The organism is Eubacterium sp. BIOML-A2, assembly GCF_009680135.1.
GTDB lineage: Bacteria > Bacillota > Clostridia > Lachnospirales > Lachnospiraceae > Faecalicatena > Faecalicatena contortus_B.
The window spans coordinates 111838-129713 of the sequence record NZ_WKZK01000004.1 but is presented as its reverse complement, the minus strand read 5'-3'; the positions used below and the strand labels follow the sequence as shown (position 1 = coordinate 129713).

Here is a 17876-nt window from a genome sequence, read left to right as displayed (position 1 = left end):
TTTTGCAAAGGGGTCAGACCCCCACGCAATTCCCACACACTTCCCACAATAGAATAGTAGCATACAATTTTCCGGAGAACAAGGCTATACAATTCGCCCAATTTAGGGTAATATATAAGAAGTATAACTTATTATAATGAAGCAAGCCTTATATCTAAGTTTCCTGCATCCAGTACATTGAATAATCATTAACTTGCTGTTATTTTGGGATGTACTGACCGGAGGCTTGAGTATAAGGCCTTTATAAATATAACTTGGAGGTTTTATATGATTAAATTAGTATCCAGCGATCTAGACGGCACCCTTTTGCAGGGAGGTGCGCAGGAACTTCCCCCGCGTTCTATTGAACTGATACACAAACTAACAGAAAAAGGCATTCATTTTGTGTCAGCCAGCGGAAGGCAGTATGATAACCAACGTATCGTATTTGATAAGATTAAGGACGAGATCTCCTACATTGCCGAGAACGGCGCTCTTTGCATCCACCAGGGCAAAGTTATCTCACGTGCCTCAATCGATGACAGCCTTGCTGCCAGAATTATTGCAGAAATCAAACGGGAGAAACACTTTGAGATCGTCGCATCCCGGGAGGACGCCTGCTTTATCGAGGACAATGATCCTGCCTTTGTTAATCACATCGTAAATGTGATGCACAATACTACCAAAATCGTCGACGACATCTCAAAAATCGAAGGCCCTTTCCTGAAAATAGCAATCGGCAACATGTCAGATGGTCCTCATATCGTAGATAAATATCTCAAGCACCTGCAGGATATGTTCAGTAATGAAATCAACGTAGTAACATCGGGAAATATCTGGATCGACTTTATCACCCCGGGCGCCAACAAGGGAACCGCACTGGAAAGAATGATGGAGCTTTTCCATCTCAAACCAGAAGAATGCATGGCCTTCGGCGACCAGTATAATGACATTGAGATGCTCCAGTGCGCCGGAACCAGTTATGCCATGTCCAATGCGGCACCGGGGATCTCCTATTACTCCACTTACGTAACAGACTCCGTAGAAGAAGTACTCGAAGATCTCATAGTGGAACTTGGATGAGTGAGGGGTGGATGAGTCGAGGAGGTCCGCCAGGCAGAAGCGGGGGGCGCAATGACGGCGGGAGACACAGGGAGAGGTCCGGGAAGCAGCCCGTTTGCGGAGAAGTACTAACAAATACAAGAGAGTTCTCTCTTTTATTTGCCTACGGCAGTATTATAATCCACCTTCTCCTCTCAATACTGTCCCGCTATACCAGCCCACAGCCGCCTCTCCCGTCCGGCTCCCGTCAGATGCAAGCAGTTATTTTGATGCGCCAGCCGCAGGCCCCGGACATAGGGATGGCTGGGGCCTGCGGCGTCCCTTCCCAATCCGCCTACATCCCTAAGCCAAAACTAACGGTATCTCTTCTGCTTCTGCGCGGTTAACATAATCTTTGTTGACTTGATTGTCTGTTATGATCTTATATACATCTTTTAACGGACAGATGACGGACAAGTATCCGCCGCCGAACTTGCTGCTGTCCGCCAGTACGTATATTTTTTCCGTTGCTTTAAGGATTGCCTGTTTTACCTGCATCTGGGATGTGGCTATGGATGTGATTCCCACATCAAAATTAATTCCGTGTACGCCTATAAATGCCTTATCCACATGGAATCTGGATATGTCCTCCACGGCTTCGTCTCCTATTGTGGCCGCCAGGTTTCCCCCCACCGGTCCGCCTACCATATACAGTTCAACATGCTTTAATCCGGCCAGTTCGATACCGGACATAAGTGAATTAGTCACCACTGCTATACTTTTTTCCGGATGCTGCTTGATATGCAGCGCTAAATAGAAGCTGGTAGAAGAATCATCGATGATAATTGTGTCCCTGTCTTCAATGCACTCGTACGCACACGCTGCAATCGCTCTTTTCTTGTCCGTGTTCCGGTAAATGCTCTCTGCTGAATACTTTTTTTGAGGATTTTCTTCTATTTTAAGCGCACCTCCATGAGTGCGGATCAGAAGACCGGCCCGTTCCATGCATTTTATATCGTTCCTGATTGTTACTTCAGAACACCCCAGCTCTGCACTCAATTCATTTACACGAACCTTTCCTTTCTCTTCAAGTTCCTGCAATATTTTTCTTCTGCGTTCCTCCATATTTTTCTCCCTACGAATTTCAGAAAAGTACCCTAATCCACACACCACAATTATAAGGAAATATGACGGTTTCCTATTATCATATTTTAGCATACTTTGGAGCCCACAAGAACAGCATTTTCCAATTTTTTCCATTTTTTTAAACTTTTTTAACAAATAAAGCAAACCAACTTCCGTTATCCTCGAATTTCTTCTTCGTTTTATATGTTTGACTATATAAAGGTAACAATACTCCCCGTCATCCCACTAAAAACTGCTTTATCCATTTCTTCAAAATAATACGAAACAGATTGCTCATATACCCAAATTAACCGACTGGTTTTTCCTGCGCAGTGATCGTTATAAGAAGATTGACAGTATGATTCTACCAGGTTCCCGAACTTTATTTGAAATGCAGAAAAACACACAGTCTAATGCAGATCTTAGACTGTGTGTTTCATTCAGATTAGTTATTTATATTTTCAAATATCTTCTTCAAAGACTCCTCGTAAGGCGGTCTGGCGATACCATACTCCGTTACGATCCCGGCAATCAATTCATGGTCGGTTACATCAAAGCATGGATTATACACCTTCACGCCCTCCGGCGCCATACGGTTCTTATACCACATCTCCGTTATTTCTTCTGCGGAACGTTCTTCTATCGGTATAGCCTCTCCGGTTTGCAGCGACATATCTATTGTTGATGTGGGAGCGCATACATACAATGGAATGCCATAATATTTGGCAACCGCCGCAACCACGGAAGTTCCGATCTTATTGGCCGCATCACCGTTCGCAGCTACCCTGTCACAGCCCACGAATACGGCATCAACCCAGCCCTTCTTCATGACCGATCCCGACATATTATCACAGATCAGTGTTACATCCATCCCTGCTTCCTGCAGTTCAAAAGCCGTCAGCCGTGCGCCCTGCAGAAGTGGTCGTGTCTCGTCTGCAAAGATACGGAATCCATATCCTCTCTCCTGCCCAAGGTACATCGGCGCCGTTGCCGTACCGTATTTTACTGCAGCCAGTTTGCCTGCATTGCAGTGGGTCAGCAGCCCGTCGCCGGGCTTCACAAGAGTCAGTGCATTTTCACCGATTCTTCTGCATACCTCAATGTCTTCTTCTCTGATACGCTGCGCTTCCCGGCGAAGCAGTTCCTTCACATCTTCCACACCGCAGTCCGGACAGGCCATATGGTCTTCCACTACTGCCTCCATCCGTTCCAGCGCCCAAAAAAGATTCACCGCAGTTGGCCTGGATGTGGCCAGGTAATCCTTTGCCCGCTGAAAAGCCGCACGAAATTCCATCATATCATTCGTCTTCAGATCCTTAACCGCCAGATAAACACCTATGGCGGCCGTCACTCCGATGGCCGGAGCCCCCCTTACTTTCAGCAGGTAAATAGCCTCCCAGATGTCTTCAATATCAGTGAGGGAAAGCAGTTCGATCTTTCCGGGCAGCTGCGTCTGGTCAATAATCACCAGCGCGCCACTCTCCTCATCCAGAGATACCGTATCATATTCAAGAATTGTTTTCGCCATTAATCAATTCTCCTTTACCTTATATTATCAAAGCAGGCACACCCACTTTAATTACCTGTACAGAAAAAGGGTTATTCCCACCTTTCCTCAATATCGCCAATCATATCTACCCGCCTCTGATGGCGTCCGCCCACTTCGAAGTCCGTATCCAGCCACACTTCCACGATCATCTTCGCAAGCTCAGGCCCAATCACCCTTGCCCCGAATGCCAGAATATTGCAGTTGTTATGCATTCTGGCCATACGCGCAGTAAATGGCTCGCTGCAGACTGCCGCACGGATCCCTTTTACCTTATTCGCAGCCAGTGAAATGCCAAGCCCTGTCCCACATATCAGAATGCCCTGATCCACCTCATGATTTGCAACCGCCCGCGCGACGATCTCGCCATATTTGGGGTAATCGCAGCTCTTAGCACTATTTGTGCCGTAATCTACAACCTCATGGCCCCTTTCCTGCAAGTATTCAATAATCTCCGCTTTCATCTCCAACGCTGAATGATCGTTGCCAATACCTATTCTCATCTTTTCCACTCCTCAGTAAAATTTATAGTAACAGTCCAGACAGATCTGTGCATTTACTGCGCAGACCGTGCGAAAGCATGGCGCCACTGGCATCCAGCCCATCGCAAAGCGGTTTAAACAGCTGGATGCAGAACAATTCAGACTTGTCTGAACTGTTCAATATATAAGCCTGCTTCCTTTATCTGCAGTGGTACAGATCTGCCCCGGCAGATAAAACCGTCATTTATTTTATTGTCTACCATCAAGTCTGAAATGTCAAGTAATCTAATTTTCTTATTACTGCCCTCCGAAGAGTGTGGTTACTGTTCACCCTACGGGCGTGCACAGTAACAGCATCTGCCCATAAAAGTAGCCTACGGCGAGGGGTGCTATGCGCCAGCGGCGCATGTTAAGCACGGACCGAAGCGGAGCGGAGACCAGATGCCCCGAGACCATCACTTCATCGGCTCCGATGCCGTGCAGCGAGGTGCACGGCACGGTCTGAAAAGTAACAGAGTGTGTGCAGTAACAATCTTGCCCCAAAGATAATATTACAGAGCCAGCCGGAATATCTTCTCCACATCTTCTTTTCCAAGTTTTACAAACCCGCCAAGTGATCCGCCTCTTCCGTCACCGTAGCAGCTCTTTTCCGCCATGGCAGGGATATCTTCTTCCTTTGCGCCAAGCTCTGCGAAGGATACCGGCATCCCAATTGAACTGAGGAAGCACTTGAACGCATCAATTCCTGCAAGCGCAGTGTTCATCGGGTTTTCGAAGTCCATCTGGCATCCCCACAGCCTGACTGCAAGCTGTGCAAATCTCATCGGATTGTGTTCCACGGTATACCGCATCCACGCCGGGAATATGACTGCAAGCCCTGCACCGTGTGCACAGTCATACATTGCGCTAAGCTCATGTTCGATATCATGGCTGGCCCAGTCCTGCTGCCTTCCCACACCGCATGTATTATTATGTGCAACCATACCTGCCCACATAATGTTGGCACGCGCTTCATAATGATCCGGATCAGCAAGTACACGGGGCACTTCTTTTACCATGGTAAGAAGTACGGCCTCACAGAGCCTGTCTGTAATCTCAACCTCAGTTGAGTTTGTAAAATAGCGCTCCAAAACATGTGCCATAATATCGGTTGCACCGCAGGCTGTCTGGTAAGCCGGCAGCGTCTGCGTCAGTTCCGGGTTCAGGATGGAAAATGCCGGGCGGATTGCTTCTCCTGTAGCTCCGCGCTTGAACATGCCCTCTTCTTTCGTGATCACGGAATCAGGTGATCCCTCACTGCCGGCCGCCGCGATCGTCAGGATGGTACCCACGGGCAGCGCTCTTTCAACCGCCTTCCCCTGATAAAAGTCCCAGAAGTCGCCCTCATAAACCGCCCCTGCGGCTATCGCTTTCGCGGAGTCAATCGTACTTCCCCCGCCAACAGCCAGTATGAAATCCACGCCCTCATTTCTGCACAGATTGATGCCCTCATATACCAGTCCGCTCCTCGGATTCGGTTTCACGCCTCCAAGCTCAACATATTCAATTCCCTCTGTCTCCAGGGATACCTTCACTCTGTCCAAAAGGCCGGAACGCTTTACGCTGCCGCCGCCATAATGAATCAAAACCTTACTTCCACCAAAACGCTTTACGTAATGCCCTGTCTCCGTTTCTTTTTCTCTGCCAAACACAAAATAAGTAGGACTGTAAAATGTAAAATTTTCCATAATATTTCTCCTCCGTCTTTATTCATAATCTTCTTTCATAAATGTTATCTCAAAGCTGCCCATTGCCTCTTTCAGATGATCAGCGCTGCGCGGCCCGTACAGCGGAACACATGGAAAATCCCTGCATGTGAAGAAGCCAAGAACGACCTGCGTCACCGTTGCCTGATACTTCTCCGTGAGCATCCGGACTCTTTCTGCCAGTCTGATATTTTCCTTTGTATAGTAAGGCGAATCCAGTACGGAATCTTCACCCTTTTCGATGAAATTATGGAAAAAACCGCTGCAGATTCCCATGTATGGCATCGCCAGATTCGCAAAGTTTTCCTTATGATATTCCTGCATCTCATCATCCATATACCGAATGGTATCGTCCTCCAAAGGTATCATAAAGCGGGAACCTATATTGAACAGCACCTGGTTTGCCGCAAATCCCCGGTACCCCTTCTCCCGGCAGCAGCTGTCCGCCGCCTTCATCCGGCTGGCGCTCCAGTTCGAACAGCAATAGTATCGGATCTTTCCTTCCCTTACAAATGTCTCCATCGTCTCGATTAATTCCTCCACCGGTATGGACTCATCATCCCGATGATAAAAATACAGGTCTATATAATCCGTGTGCAGTGCCCGGAGAGACAATTCCACATCATGCCTCATATCGGCTTCCCTCATCCGGCTTTTATGAAGATCCGGTTTTGGGCAGGCCATGTCGGGATGTCCGCCCTTCGTGATCAGCACGATCCTGTTTCTCTTTCCGCTTCTCTCCAGCCAGTCTCCCAGAACCCGCTCACTTCTCCCAATCTCAGGTAACACCCAGTCGGAATACACCCGCGCAGTATCATAAAGATTGCCGCCCATATCCAAAAAAGCATCAAATATGTAATCTGCCTCCTTGCCGTCCCACTTCAGGCCGGCATTCACGCATCCCATCCCCATCGGGGATAATTCCAGATCCGTGCCCGGTATCACAATCTTCTTCATTCGCTCGCTCCTTTCCAATATTTAAGTGCCGGCAGCAATCTATCTCTTACAATTGCCCCGACACTTCTATTATAAATATTCTCTTTACTTTTGTATATACTTCTTCAACGCTTTTATGAGAAGCCAGACAATATAAACAAAAACCGCCAGAACCGTAATGTTTACCGCATTAGCCAGCCCTACCCAAAAGGAAGAATTCCACCACATTATGACGAGAAATATCATCACAACCGCCAGGTAGATGCCCCATCCCACCAAGGCTCTTCCTCTTTTTCCCGGCCTGTCTGGTTTTTCCGAGCCGGTTTTACCGCATTCATCGTGTGACTCCCTCTCCGGTATCAGAAGATAATCCAGAGAGACTCCCAGTATCCGCCCCAGTTGTATTACATTCTCCGTGTCCGGTATCGTATCATTCAGCTCCCATTTGGATACGGCCTGCCGGGATACCCCCAGCAGCGCCGCCAGATCTTCCTGGGACATCCGCTTCTCTTTCCTGTGTTTCTGTATCTTTTCGCCCAGAGTCATATTCTTCGCCTCCTCGTCTTATTATGCCGCTCTTGCCTTACTATACCATCCACTCTTTTTCCTGGCCACCAGATACACTTTACATCGCCGCAACCCGGAGTTGCAGATCGCTTTTATAGGGTATTTTTCCCTAACTTTTATCACGCTCCAGAGCGGGTCTGAAGCGGGTTACACAATTCGTTTATAAGGACTGCGCCCGTTTCTGAAGTAGCGTACATAGCGCACCGCCTCGCAGCCTGCAAGGACGGCTCCTAAAACCATGAATTTATCCGAATACGCCCCCACTACGAATGGCAGAATCGGAGAAGGAAATGTAAAGTACAGAACCTGTGAGAACAGCATCAGCACCGCTGGTACATCTATCAGTATTATTTCCACCCATAGAAAACGTTTCTTCATAATCCCGCCCAAAAGTGTAACCACCACGGCCACCGCCAGCCAATATAGAATCATGGCAATCGTCGCCATATGCCTGTACCCAAGTTCATAAGTCCTTTCAAGCCTGATAGAAGCATAAATATTCACCCACTGATAAACCCCAAATATAACATATACACCAAAAACCAGAATCACTGCCCTCAGCTCTTTCAACGTCTTCATACCTATCCCTCCGCTTCTGTAAAACTTCCCATAAAAAGTACTTTTACACATTCAGTTTAACACAACCGGAGGTTATCCACAATAAGGACGCTCCATGAAGGGATAGCCGAAAGCCTCCCGGAGAACATCCATGTCCTTTCAAAAATGCGGCCGCGGACTTAAGAAATTCTAGGCGGGAAACAGCTCTGAAAATGGAGCACCACTGACACATCACGAGAAATCCGATGATTTCTCGCGCTGGGTCAGCTGATTTTTGGATTCGGAATCCAAAAATCTCTCCATTTTCAGGACTGTTTCCCACCAAGAATTTCTAAGGTCCGCTTTGAGCGTTTTTGAAAGGACATGGATGTTCTCCGGGAGGCTTTCGGCTATCCCTTCATGGAGCTGGCGCATCCAACCGGCAGGAAAAGGACTCATCCCTAAGGTGGGGCCTCAAACGGGGGCAGCGTATGGATATAGAATTGGCGGGACTTTTATGTCCCCAGTAGGTGTACATAAGCAAGGGGATACGGTTCCAGTATCAAAATTATTCAATACACATCTTGAAGATAAAAAAATACGCATAGCCAATTCACATCCGCTGCCCTGGTTGGGGATCCCACCCGGTTGGCGAGTTTTCCTGCCCATTGGATGAGCCAGCTTTATGACAGGGAGGCCGGGGAGGTGCTGGGGCTGTATATGCCGTTGCGAAATGCTGGAGTGCGCTTAGTGATTCTTGAACAGCCGCTGCCAGATAGGCGGGGAAACACTTGATCTCCGAATCAAGTGTTTGCTGAACCCAGCGCGGGAAATCATCAGATTTCCCGTGATGTGTTCAGCGTACCCGCCTAGCCGGCAGCGGCTGTTCTAGAAACACTTAGCAGCACGGGTGCATATCGCAACGGCATATACAGCCCCAGCGCCTCCCCGGCCTCCCCGTCATGAAGCGTCCCCGTTCGTCGACCAGGCTAAAGCTAGCCGACTAAAACCCGATTTACATATTGTCTGGGATGCAATTCCTATTCCAGATTCGCGTGCAAAGAGAACATCTCTTCCTGGGTCCTTCCCATACGCTCCATCAAAATCATGATTATATTATCACAGATCAGCCATGTTGTCTGCTCGAATGCATTTCCCATAGGCTGTACAGATGTAGTCGAAGTCTCCAGTTCACTTTTCGGTGTCACACCAGGAACCTGGATCACCGCATCCGCCATACTGCCGATAGATGCCTGCGGGAAAATAGTAATTACCGCAACCATTGCTCCCTGTTTCTTCGCCTTATCTGCCATCACCTTCAAGCTGCCGGTTTCCCCTGAGCCGGACACGATAACCAGCAGATCTCCCTTCTGGATCGAAGGTGTAGTAGGTTCACCCACGAAGTAAACGGTAAGCCCAAGGTGCATCAGACGGTTGGAGAATGCCCTTGCCACAAACCCGGAACGGCCTGCGCCTGCAACAAATATGCGGCTGCCTTCCTGAATCTTGTCTGCAAACTGTTCCAGCTCCTCCTGCCGGATCTGTTTCGCATTTTCCATCAATTCTTCCAGAATTTTTTTTAAAATCACTGCTTCTGCCATTCTATTCACACTCCTTCATACTGTCTTTAATCGCCTTTGCTGCGCCGGCCGGGTCTGCCGCATGTGCAATCCCGCTTCCAACAATCAGTACCTCAGGCTTTAAAGCCGCATATTCCGGAGTCGTCTTTGGGCTGATGCCGCCGGCAACAGAGATTTTTGCCTTCTCGCAGTGCTTTGCCATGACACGCAGGTCATCAATAGGTTTGCGTCCCGCTGCCTGCTGGTCTGTCCCCACATGCACGGCCATTCCATGTGCCCCCAGTTCCTCCAGCTCACGGATGCGCTTCGGCATATCCGGAACGCAGATCATATCCACCACAATCTCTTTACCATAATGCTCCGCCGCGTCAATGCATCCCTTAATTGTCAGGTTATCTGTTACGCCCAGAACGGTTACATAGTCTGCACCAACTTTCAGGGCTTCTTCTGCCTCGTAATATCCGGCATCCATAATCTTCATATCCGCCAGCACTTCTTTATCGGGAAAGCGCTCCTTAAATATCTGAACCGCGCGCATCCCCTCCTGATAAACAAACGGAGTTCCGATCTCTATGATGTCAATATGCTCCCGCACCTTCTCTGTCAGCTCCAGCGCTTCATCCATTGTCAAATCATCCAGTGCCAATTGTAGTTTCATGCTTTTCTCCTTTTATGAATGGTAACAGTTCAGGCAGACCTGAACTGTTATTATGAATGCTCCTTTACGGAATAAACTGTTTTGAGATCTAAACTATTCTGCCGGATAACGGTAATCAGGTTCTCCGATCGCTCCGCCATTGCCCAATTCCAGAATAAACCCAAGCTTATCCTCTGAGTCCACATAATAATGGACGTCGTTGTCAATCCAGCCGGTCTGCATAACTTTCATTCCCTTTGCCTCCAGCTCTTCCACATAAGCCTTCAGCTCATCATTATCCGGAATGACTACTTTGAAATGATGCAGGCAGGAACCTTTTCTTTTCAGCGTATCCCAATATACATTCGGCCCTTCAATCGGCTGGATCAGTTCGAGTTCAATGTCCTCATGCCAGCAGACAGCACAGATAAAATCAAAGCCTTCTGTCTGAAGCTCACCGTTCACATAGAAATCATGACATGTTTCCGGACGGAAATGGCGCACATCCCATGGTCCGATCCCAAGAATATCCCAGTAATTCTGCATTGCCTTGTCCACATCTTCCACTAAGATTGCTATCTGTTTAATTAATCCTTTCATTGTATGTTCCTCCTATTATAATTTTTTACTGTACCGTTCTTGCTGCCACCCGGTTATTCCAGATTGGCATGATATTCCCAGAGACCGTCCAGATCAATCTTTCTGTCTTCGATCATCATCATCGCCGTCGTATCCCCAAAGAGCAGCAGAGCCTGCTCAAACAGGGACGTCATCGGCTGTTTGGAATGAATCTCATCATCCATCTTCGCCCTGCTCTCCACCGGAATCCGCAGAAACAGGTCTGCAACATCCCGAAGACCGCTTGACGGATTACTTCCGATATGAATTACCTTTGCCCCCGCCGCTTTTGCCTTTCTCGCGATTCCGGCGGGAAACAGCGTTTCTCCGCTCCCGGAACCTACCACCAGAACATCCCGCGGTGTAATAGCCGGCTCTGTAATCTCACCTACGATTACGGCCCGTATCCCCAGATGGGCATATCGTTTTGCCATAGCCTCCAATGACAGCAGAACCCTTCCCACGCCGACAAAAAATACTTTTTCGGCGCTTTGGATCATCCTAATATAACGGAGCACATCATCGGCATCGATCGCATCCAGGGCACGTCCGCACTCCTCAATGATCACATCATGCATTTCCTTATACTGCTTCTTTTCCATGGGAACCGCCTTCTTTCTCTAAAAATGCTGTCACTTCTGCCTCTTTCGGGATCGATACCTGCGCCCCCATACGGGATACACAGATTCCCGCAGCCGCATGCGCAAAACGGATGGCGTCTTTCATACTGTCGCCCTTGCACAGGCGGATAGCCAACGCCGCGCCGAAGGTATCTCCTGCAGCAGTGGAGTCGACTGCTTTTACTTGAAAGCACGGAATCAGTTCCGCTGCTTTCCCGTCATAGAGTAAAGCCCCGCGGGATCCCAATTTTAGAATCACATACTGGGGACGCGCCTGATCATACAGCCATTTGGCTGCTTCAACGGCGCGTTCCTCCGTGTCGGGAGTTATCCCCGTCAGTGCCTCTGTCTCCGCCTCGTTAGGGGATAAGATATACAGCCCCTGAAGCCGCTCCAGCGGGATACTCATCGCAGGCCCCGCATCCAGGAACACGGGAATGTCCCGCTCTTTTGCCAGTTCATATGTACGATATACGGTCTCCAGAGGCATCTCCAGCTGCATAATTACCATATCGAACTTTTCCGCCTCTAAAGCCGCCTTAACATCTTCCGCGCATATGCTGCCATTCGCTCCCAGCGCTACATAAGAAACATAGCGCCCGTCAGAATTCAGCAGCATCAGGGCAAGTCCTGTCTGCTTCTCTTTGTCAGTTACAATATACTCCGTACGGACTCCGGCTTTTTTCAGCTCGTTTTTCAGGGACTCCCCGTTCGTATCTTCGCCGAGCCGTCCCACCATCGTAACATCCGCTCCCTGAAGAGCTGCTGCGATAGCCTGGTTGGATCCCTTTCCGCCTGTAGCATATCCATAATTACCGCACATAATGGACTCTCCGAATCCCGGTATGGAATTTGCCCCCTCCACGAAAAGGTCCATATTCATGCTGCCTACAACTAATATTTTCGGTTTCTCCATAACATCCTCCTGACCGATTCACTTTATTTCCAATCCTTAACTGATAACTGCGGGGCCTCACTGCAATATACATTTGAGGAACCCGCAGAATATATCAGCTGATTTTACTCAGCCTCTGATTTCTTCTCTTGTCAAGGACGAAATTGATAATCAGAACACCAATCAAAGCTATACCCCAGATTAAATCTCTGTAGTAGTTGCTGATGCTTGGGAACATATTCAGATAGGATGACATCATCTGAAGTATGACTACCGCAACGGCGATTCCGGGAATGGTGCCGAAGCCGCCATTCGGATTCACACCGCCCAGCACTGCAATCAGGATACACTGCATCGTGTAACTGCTTCCGAAATCTGCTTTTGCAGAGTTGATTCTTGCAAGACTCAGAAGCCCTGCCACTGCGGATACCAGGCCGGAGAGCATATAGGTACGAATTAATACGGCATTACAGTGGATACCTGCAAATTTGGCCGCTTTTTCATTTGTTCCGACAAGGTATACTCTTGTTCCGAATTTTGTCTTGCTCATAATAAATGTCATGACCACAATCAATATCAAAAATACTACAAAAGAGAGCGGCACATAACCGAACAGCGCTGTAGTCGCAAAGCCGGTATATCCTTCGGGAATACCGCTTACCGTACTGCCGCCGGAGAATATAATCGCAATTCCCATGAACAGCTGGTAGGTTCCCAGCGTAGCCAGCATTGCTGGTATCTTAAGGTAAGATACCAAAAATCCATTGAATGCACCGCAGATCATTCCGACAATCAGAGCAACAAGGATTGCCAATGCAATACTTCCGTTCCCCTGCATCATCAGCCCTGCGATAATACCGCAGAGATTTGCGATATATACGGTAGACAAATCAATTCCTCCGGAAATCATACAGATCCCTACACCAATTGCCATCAGCCCATACTCGGAAAGCTGTTTTGCCATGGTCTGGAAGTTCCCGATCTTGATAAACTCACTTGGCTTTGTAACACAGGCTATCACGATGAAAGCAACAAGTATTATTAATAAACGTTTGATGTTACTGTCCATTTTTTTCATATTATGCCGCCTCCTTCTTTAACCTGGTCTTTACCTTGGCGCCGGCATGGCTCTGAATTGCAGAGATTGCCGTACCTATGATAATAATGGCTCCAATAAATACCTTCTGCCAGTAAACAGAGATTCCAAGAAGAATCAGACTGTTGGATACCATCGTCAGAAGCAGTGTTCCGAGCAGGCATCCCTTCAGGGTTCCGATACCGCCCGTCATTCTCGTGCCACCCAGAATGATGGCCGCAATAACGATCATCTCACCGCCCGCATACTCAGTCGGCAGATATCTCATGGACATGACTGCATAACAGAGTCCTGCCACTGCAGCTATACCGCCGTTTACAACAAAGATTCCGAAACGGATTCCCTTCACGTTAAATCCGGCTCTCTCTGCGGATACTTCGTCGCCGCCGATTGCATACACACCGCGTCCCACAACTGTTTTATTCAGAATCAGGTAGGCAATGATGTAAATAACAATCATAATAACAAATGTCAGCGGCAGTGTAGAACCCAGCCCGCTTTTTGCATTCTTAACTGTTAATAATGACGCTTTTCCAAATGCTGCAAGATTCGCCGGCAGGTCCATTCTCTCTGCCTCGAAAGCCCCCAGCAGGATTCCGCTGAAAATGGAGCTGGTACCCAGTGTTACGATCAGACTTGGAAATTTATACTTTACAATAATGATTCCGTTGAGCGCTCCCATGATACATCCAAATACAATGCCGATAATAAATGTAATGATCCACGGTGCGCCATCCAGCCCCAGACTGTTCGTTACGGTCAGAGCCAGGTAACTGCTCAGCGCCGCAATCAGCGGAAAGGATACATCCGGACCAGTGCTGACAAAAGCCAGCAGTGCACAGATTGCGTAGATAGACGGAACTATCATGGAACGGAGCAGGTCTACGATATTATTGTTAGCGAAAAACAATCCGGATCTCGCCTGTATTACAAGTGACAGAACTACAATGATTAAAAACACATAAAATTCTGTCTGCTTAATCAATCTCTTGAAAAATTTATTCATTTGCACTTCACCCCTTCCCTAGACCGTAGCCTGTGCAAGCGTGCCCGCATTCAGGTCGTCAGCCGACAGATTGCCTGTCACATGTCCCGCCTGCATGACCAGTGCCCTGTCACAGGTTGCAATTACTTCTGACGCGTCATCGGATACAACAATAATTGCCATACCGCTCGCAGCCAGTTCTCGCAGCAGTTTATGGATATCATATTTGGCGCCGATATCCACGCCTACTGTAGGTCCGTTCAGAATTAATACTTTCGGGTGGTTCGCAAGCCATCTGCCGAGAACGACCTTCTGCTGGTTTCCTCCTGAGAGTGTCTGAACCGGGAATTCGTGATTCTTGGTGGCAACCCCGATATCCTTCACCCATTTCGCGGATTCTTCCTCAACCTTTTTACTGCTCAGAATGCCGGCTTTATTAGCCAGCTGGTCCATCTTGCTGACCGTGATATTCCGGATAATCGACTGGGGAAGGAAGAGCCCTTCTGTCAGACGGTCCTCGGGAACCAGGGCAATCCCCAGTTTCTGGGCTTCTGATACACTCTTGATATGCACTTCTTTTCCATCCACCAGCAGCTGTCCGCCTGTTGGCTTGAGCATTCCGAATAATGCCAGAGACAGTTCCGTACGTCCGGATCCCAACTGCCCTGTTACGCCCAGGATCTCTCCCTGATGCAGTTCGAAGCTTACGTTCTCAAATCCGGGAGCGGTAAGGTTTCTTGCTTCCATAACCACATCACCGTACTTGTTTTCATTTACTTCTTTTACAACCTGCGTATCAAAATGACGTCCCGTCATGTAGTAAGCAAACTTTTCCTCTGTCATCTCTTTGGTAGGACAACTGATAACATTTTCGCCATTTCTGAGGATTGTAATGCTGTCTGAAATCTCAAACACTTCATCCAGCTTATGGGATACAAAGAGGATTGTGACCCCATTCTTTTTCAAATCTGTGATAATCTCAAAGAGCCTGGTTACCTCCTTCTTGGTCAGAGCGGTTGTGGGCTCATCCATGATAATCAGTTTTGCATTATCGAGCAGTGCTCTTGAGATTGCAATCAGCTGTTTATCGGCAACCGGAAGCGTCTCAACCAGCGCGTCCAGATCCACATCGAAATTAATTTTTCGCACTGCTTCTTCTGCAATCCTGCGGAACTCCTTTTTGTTGACCAGTTTCTTCTTATTCGCCAGTACCTGGTTAAATGCCAGATTTTCAATTACTGTCAGATTCGGGAAGATTGAAAAATCCTGGTAGATAACCTGGATTCCGGCCTTGATGGCCTCTGCAGGTGTCATGATCGGAAAGCCCTTTCCATCCACTTCTATAGAACCTGCGTCCGGTTTGTAGAACCCGGAAATGACCTTGATAATGGTAGATTTTCCACATCCATTTTCACCTGCCAGACAATGCGTTTCCCCCCGCTTAATTGTCAGATCCACACCTTTGAGAGCATGGACACCGCCAAATGATTTCTTAATTCCTTTTACACAAAGGATATTTTCACTTCCCATCATGTCACCTTGCCTTTCTGTCCTCACTGGGGTAACGTAAATAATCCACCACTTTTCACTTACGTTACCCCAGTCTGGAAAAAAACCGCACATCCCACACGGATGTAAGATGTGCGATTATTACTGTTTTTCCAAAACTCACTTACCTTCAGCTGCCGTCCGGTAAGTCTGATTTCCATTTATAAAATTTAGAAATCGTAGTCGTTGATGTTGTCTTTTGTGATTGTAAGGTCAGCCTGTCCGATGAGGCATCTGTTGTCGCCTTCAACCATAGTGATCTTATTGTATCCATCGATGCCAAGGTCAGATCCTTCTCCAACTTCCTCACCTGCAAGAATCATAGAAGCAACTTTACACATAACGTATCCGGAGTCTTTTGGATCCCACAGTTTGATTGTGGAGATTGTGCCTGATTCTACGTATGGCTTAAATTCGTTCGGTGTACCTACGCCAACAACCTTAACGTCCAGTCCGAGTTCCTCTACAGCCTTAGCGATACCTGGGCAGTCTGTAGATGCAACACCTGTGAAGCCTTTCAGATCCGGATTTGCTTTCAGGATTTCTTTTGCTCTTTCATAGGATGTATCAATGGATTCTTCTGATTCTGCTGATGGGATTGCACCGTCATTGATCAGTTCCATGTCCGGATATGCTTCCTGCTGACGTTTGTACTGCGCATTTGCATATTCCATATGTGTTGTAGATGTTGTGTAAGCTACCATCAGAGCATATTTACCTTTTTCACCCATGTCTTTTGCAAGAGCATCCATGATTGCTGCACCGAAATCGTCCGCTGTAAATGCTTCGGTATCGAATAATGTGTTCTTCTGGTTGGAAGCTTCGTGTGTGATAACTACGATGCCCTGCTCCATAGCGTTCTTCAGGGATGCTTCGATTGCGCCCGGATCGATCGGCACTACACAAAGTGCGTCAACGCCCTGGTTGATCAAATCGTCAATAACCTGTACCTGAGAAGCTGCATCTGCGTTAGCCGGTCCTTTCTGGATTACGTTGATTCCGGTCTCTTCACCGAATTCGTTAACGCCGATTTCCATCCGTTTGAACCAGTTTGCTGTGTTATCCTTTGTTACAACTGCGATTGTCCATTCAGACTTGTCTTTGTCAGACTTGTAATTTGCAATATCAAACAAATCAGTACTGCTTCCTTTGTCTTCCGTTGTGGTCTCTTTCGTTTCCTTCTTTGTGTCTGAGGACGTGGTGGTTTTTTCACTGCTGCATGCCACCATTGAGAGTGTCATTGCTGCCGCTGCCATAATTGCGACAAATTTCTTGAGATTTTTCATAACATTTTTCCTCCTTTTTTGAAAAAATTTATGTGATCGCTCCATGCTTTCGCATGGCCCATTACGGGCATTGTTGCTGCAGACATTATTCTACATTCCGGTGTCTGCTGACCATCTCTTCTTTGCTGATTCCCATCTCTTCTCTCAGCATCATAACCAACACATCATAGAGAATAAAGAGTGCCTGTTCAAAGAGATTTCCCATCAGCTGCTCTGTAGGAACAAAATCCCCGGTGGCTTTATAAGCCGCTGCCGGCACATTTACTGTCAGGTCTGCAATAGATAAGAGATAACCTTCATTTGACGGCGTTATCAGCGCCAGTGTGGCGCCGTTGTCTTTCGCCATCTTTGCTATATAATTCTCATGACCCACATTCGCGGAGCCGCATGCACAGATCATCAGGTCTCCCTCTCCGATGGACGGTGTGGTATCATCCCAGATCCAGTAAGACTGCTTGCCAAGATGCATCAGCCTCATGGCAAAGGACCGGGTAGACAGTCCTTCCCTTCCCGCTGCCAGCAGGAATATCCTGTCTGTTTTCTTTATGAGTTCCAGAAGATCTCTTACATTGGAATCATCCATTCTGTCAAATACTTCTGTCAGTTCTTTCATCGCCATAGCCGATAATTCTTTAAATCTGTCTCCCATATTA

At 47.7% G+C, this 17876-nt stretch carries 18 protein-coding genes; 1 reads left to right on the top strand and 17 read right to left on the bottom strand.

Annotated elements, in window-relative coordinates:
* Positions 1 to 267 precede the first annotated feature (267 nt).
* Positions 268 to 1062: an HAD family hydrolase gene (locus tag GKG43_RS02745; protein ID WP_129878496.1), complete on the top strand. Its 795-nt coding sequence runs from the start codon at positions 268 to 270 to the stop codon at positions 1060 to 1062.
* 321 nt (positions 1063 to 1383) lie between these two features.
* Here GKG43_RS02745 and GKG43_RS02740 read toward each other — a convergent pair whose 3' ends face one another.
* From GKG43_RS02740 to hxlB (GKG43_RS02660), 17 genes are all read right to left on the bottom strand, one after another.
* On the bottom strand, positions 1384 to 2145 hold the full coding sequence (locus GKG43_RS02740; protein ID WP_050641899.1) for a DeoR/GlpR family DNA-binding transcription regulator: 762 nt from the start codon (positions 2143 to 2145) through the stop codon (positions 1384 to 1386).
* A gap of 445 nt (positions 2146 to 2590) precedes the next feature.
* A complete protein-coding gene (gene mtnA / locus GKG43_RS02735; RefSeq protein WP_050641900.1) occupies positions 2591 to 3673 on the bottom strand; it encodes an S-methyl-5-thioribose-1-phosphate isomerase in 1083 nt (360 codons plus the stop codon).
* Positions 3674 to 3744: 71 nt separating this feature from the next.
* Positions 3745 to 4194 carry a ribose 5-phosphate isomerase B gene (gene rpiB, locus GKG43_RS02730; RefSeq protein WP_050641901.1) on the bottom strand — a complete coding sequence of 150 codons (450 nt, stop codon included), beginning with the start codon at positions 4192 to 4194 and terminating at the stop codon, positions 3745 to 3747.
* Between the two features lie 530 nt (positions 4195 to 4724).
* A complete protein-coding gene (locus GKG43_RS02725) occupies positions 4725 to 5900 on the bottom strand; it encodes an iron-containing alcohol dehydrogenase (RefSeq protein WP_050641902.1) in 1176 nt (391 codons plus the stop codon).
* 18 nt (positions 5901 to 5918) lie between these two features.
* The gene (locus GKG43_RS02720) at positions 5919 to 6875 is read right to left on the bottom strand and encodes an aldo/keto reductase (RefSeq protein WP_129878494.1); all 957 of its coding nucleotides are present in this window, start codon (positions 6873 to 6875) and stop codon (positions 5919 to 5921) included.
* Positions 6876 to 6959: 84 nt separating this feature from the next.
* Positions 6960 to 7400, bottom strand: a complete 441-nt coding sequence (locus GKG43_RS02715) for a helix-turn-helix transcriptional regulator (protein WP_050641904.1) — start codon at positions 7398 to 7400, stop codon at positions 6960 to 6962.
* A gap of 168 nt (positions 7401 to 7568) precedes the next feature.
* Complete coding sequence (locus GKG43_RS02710; protein ID WP_050641905.1) at positions 7569 to 8000, bottom strand: hypothetical protein; 432 nt, start codon at positions 7998 to 8000, stop codon at positions 7569 to 7571.
* 998 nt (positions 8001 to 8998) lie between these two features.
* Positions 8999 to 9559 (bottom strand): 6-phospho-3-hexuloisomerase, encoded by a 561-nt coding sequence (hxlB, locus tag GKG43_RS02705; RefSeq protein ID WP_050641906.1) that lies wholly within the window; start codon positions 9557 to 9559, stop codon positions 8999 to 9001.
* 1 nt (position 9560) lies between these two features.
* On the bottom strand, positions 9561 to 10196 hold the full coding sequence (hxlA, locus tag GKG43_RS02700; protein ID WP_129878492.1) for a 3-hexulose-6-phosphate synthase: 636 nt from the start codon (positions 10194 to 10196) through the stop codon (positions 9561 to 9563).
* A 93-nt stretch (positions 10197 to 10289) separates the two neighbouring features.
* A complete protein-coding gene (locus GKG43_RS02695) occupies positions 10290 to 10775 on the bottom strand; it encodes a VOC family protein (RefSeq protein ID WP_025654576.1) in 486 nt (161 codons plus the stop codon).
* Between the two features lie 53 nt (positions 10776 to 10828).
* A complete protein-coding gene (hxlB, locus tag GKG43_RS02690; RefSeq protein WP_129878490.1) occupies positions 10829 to 11395 on the bottom strand; it encodes a 6-phospho-3-hexuloisomerase in 567 nt (188 codons plus the stop codon).
* Positions 11376 to 12329: a ribokinase gene (locus GKG43_RS02685; RefSeq protein WP_129878488.1), complete on the bottom strand. Its 954-nt coding sequence runs from the start codon at positions 12327 to 12329 to the stop codon at positions 11376 to 11378. The genes hxlB (GKG43_RS02690) and GKG43_RS02685 overlap by 20 nt, the downstream gene beginning before the upstream one ends.
* A 94-nt stretch (positions 12330 to 12423) precedes the next feature.
* A complete protein-coding gene (locus GKG43_RS02680; RefSeq protein ID WP_050641911.1) occupies positions 12424 to 13386 on the bottom strand; it encodes an ABC transporter permease in 963 nt (320 codons plus the stop codon).
* A gap of 1 nt (position 13387) precedes the next feature.
* Positions 13388 to 14410, bottom strand: coding sequence for an ABC transporter permease (locus GKG43_RS02675; protein ID WP_050641912.1), 1023 nt, complete (start codon positions 14408 to 14410; stop codon positions 13388 to 13390).
* 18 nt (positions 14411 to 14428) lie between these two features.
* Positions 14429 to 15922: a sugar ABC transporter ATP-binding protein gene (locus GKG43_RS02670; protein WP_050641913.1), complete on the bottom strand. Its 1494-nt coding sequence runs from the start codon at positions 15920 to 15922 to the stop codon at positions 14429 to 14431.
* 185 nt (positions 15923 to 16107) lie between these two features.
* A complete protein-coding gene (locus GKG43_RS02665) occupies positions 16108 to 17223 on the bottom strand; it encodes an autoinducer 2 ABC transporter substrate-binding protein (RefSeq protein ID WP_050641914.1) in 1116 nt (371 codons plus the stop codon).
* A gap of 85 nt (positions 17224 to 17308) precedes the next feature.
* Positions 17309 to 17872 (bottom strand): 6-phospho-3-hexuloisomerase, encoded by a 564-nt coding sequence (hxlB, locus tag GKG43_RS02660; protein WP_243125811.1) that lies wholly within the window; start codon positions 17870 to 17872, stop codon positions 17309 to 17311.
* Positions 17873 to 17876 lie beyond the last annotated feature (4 nt).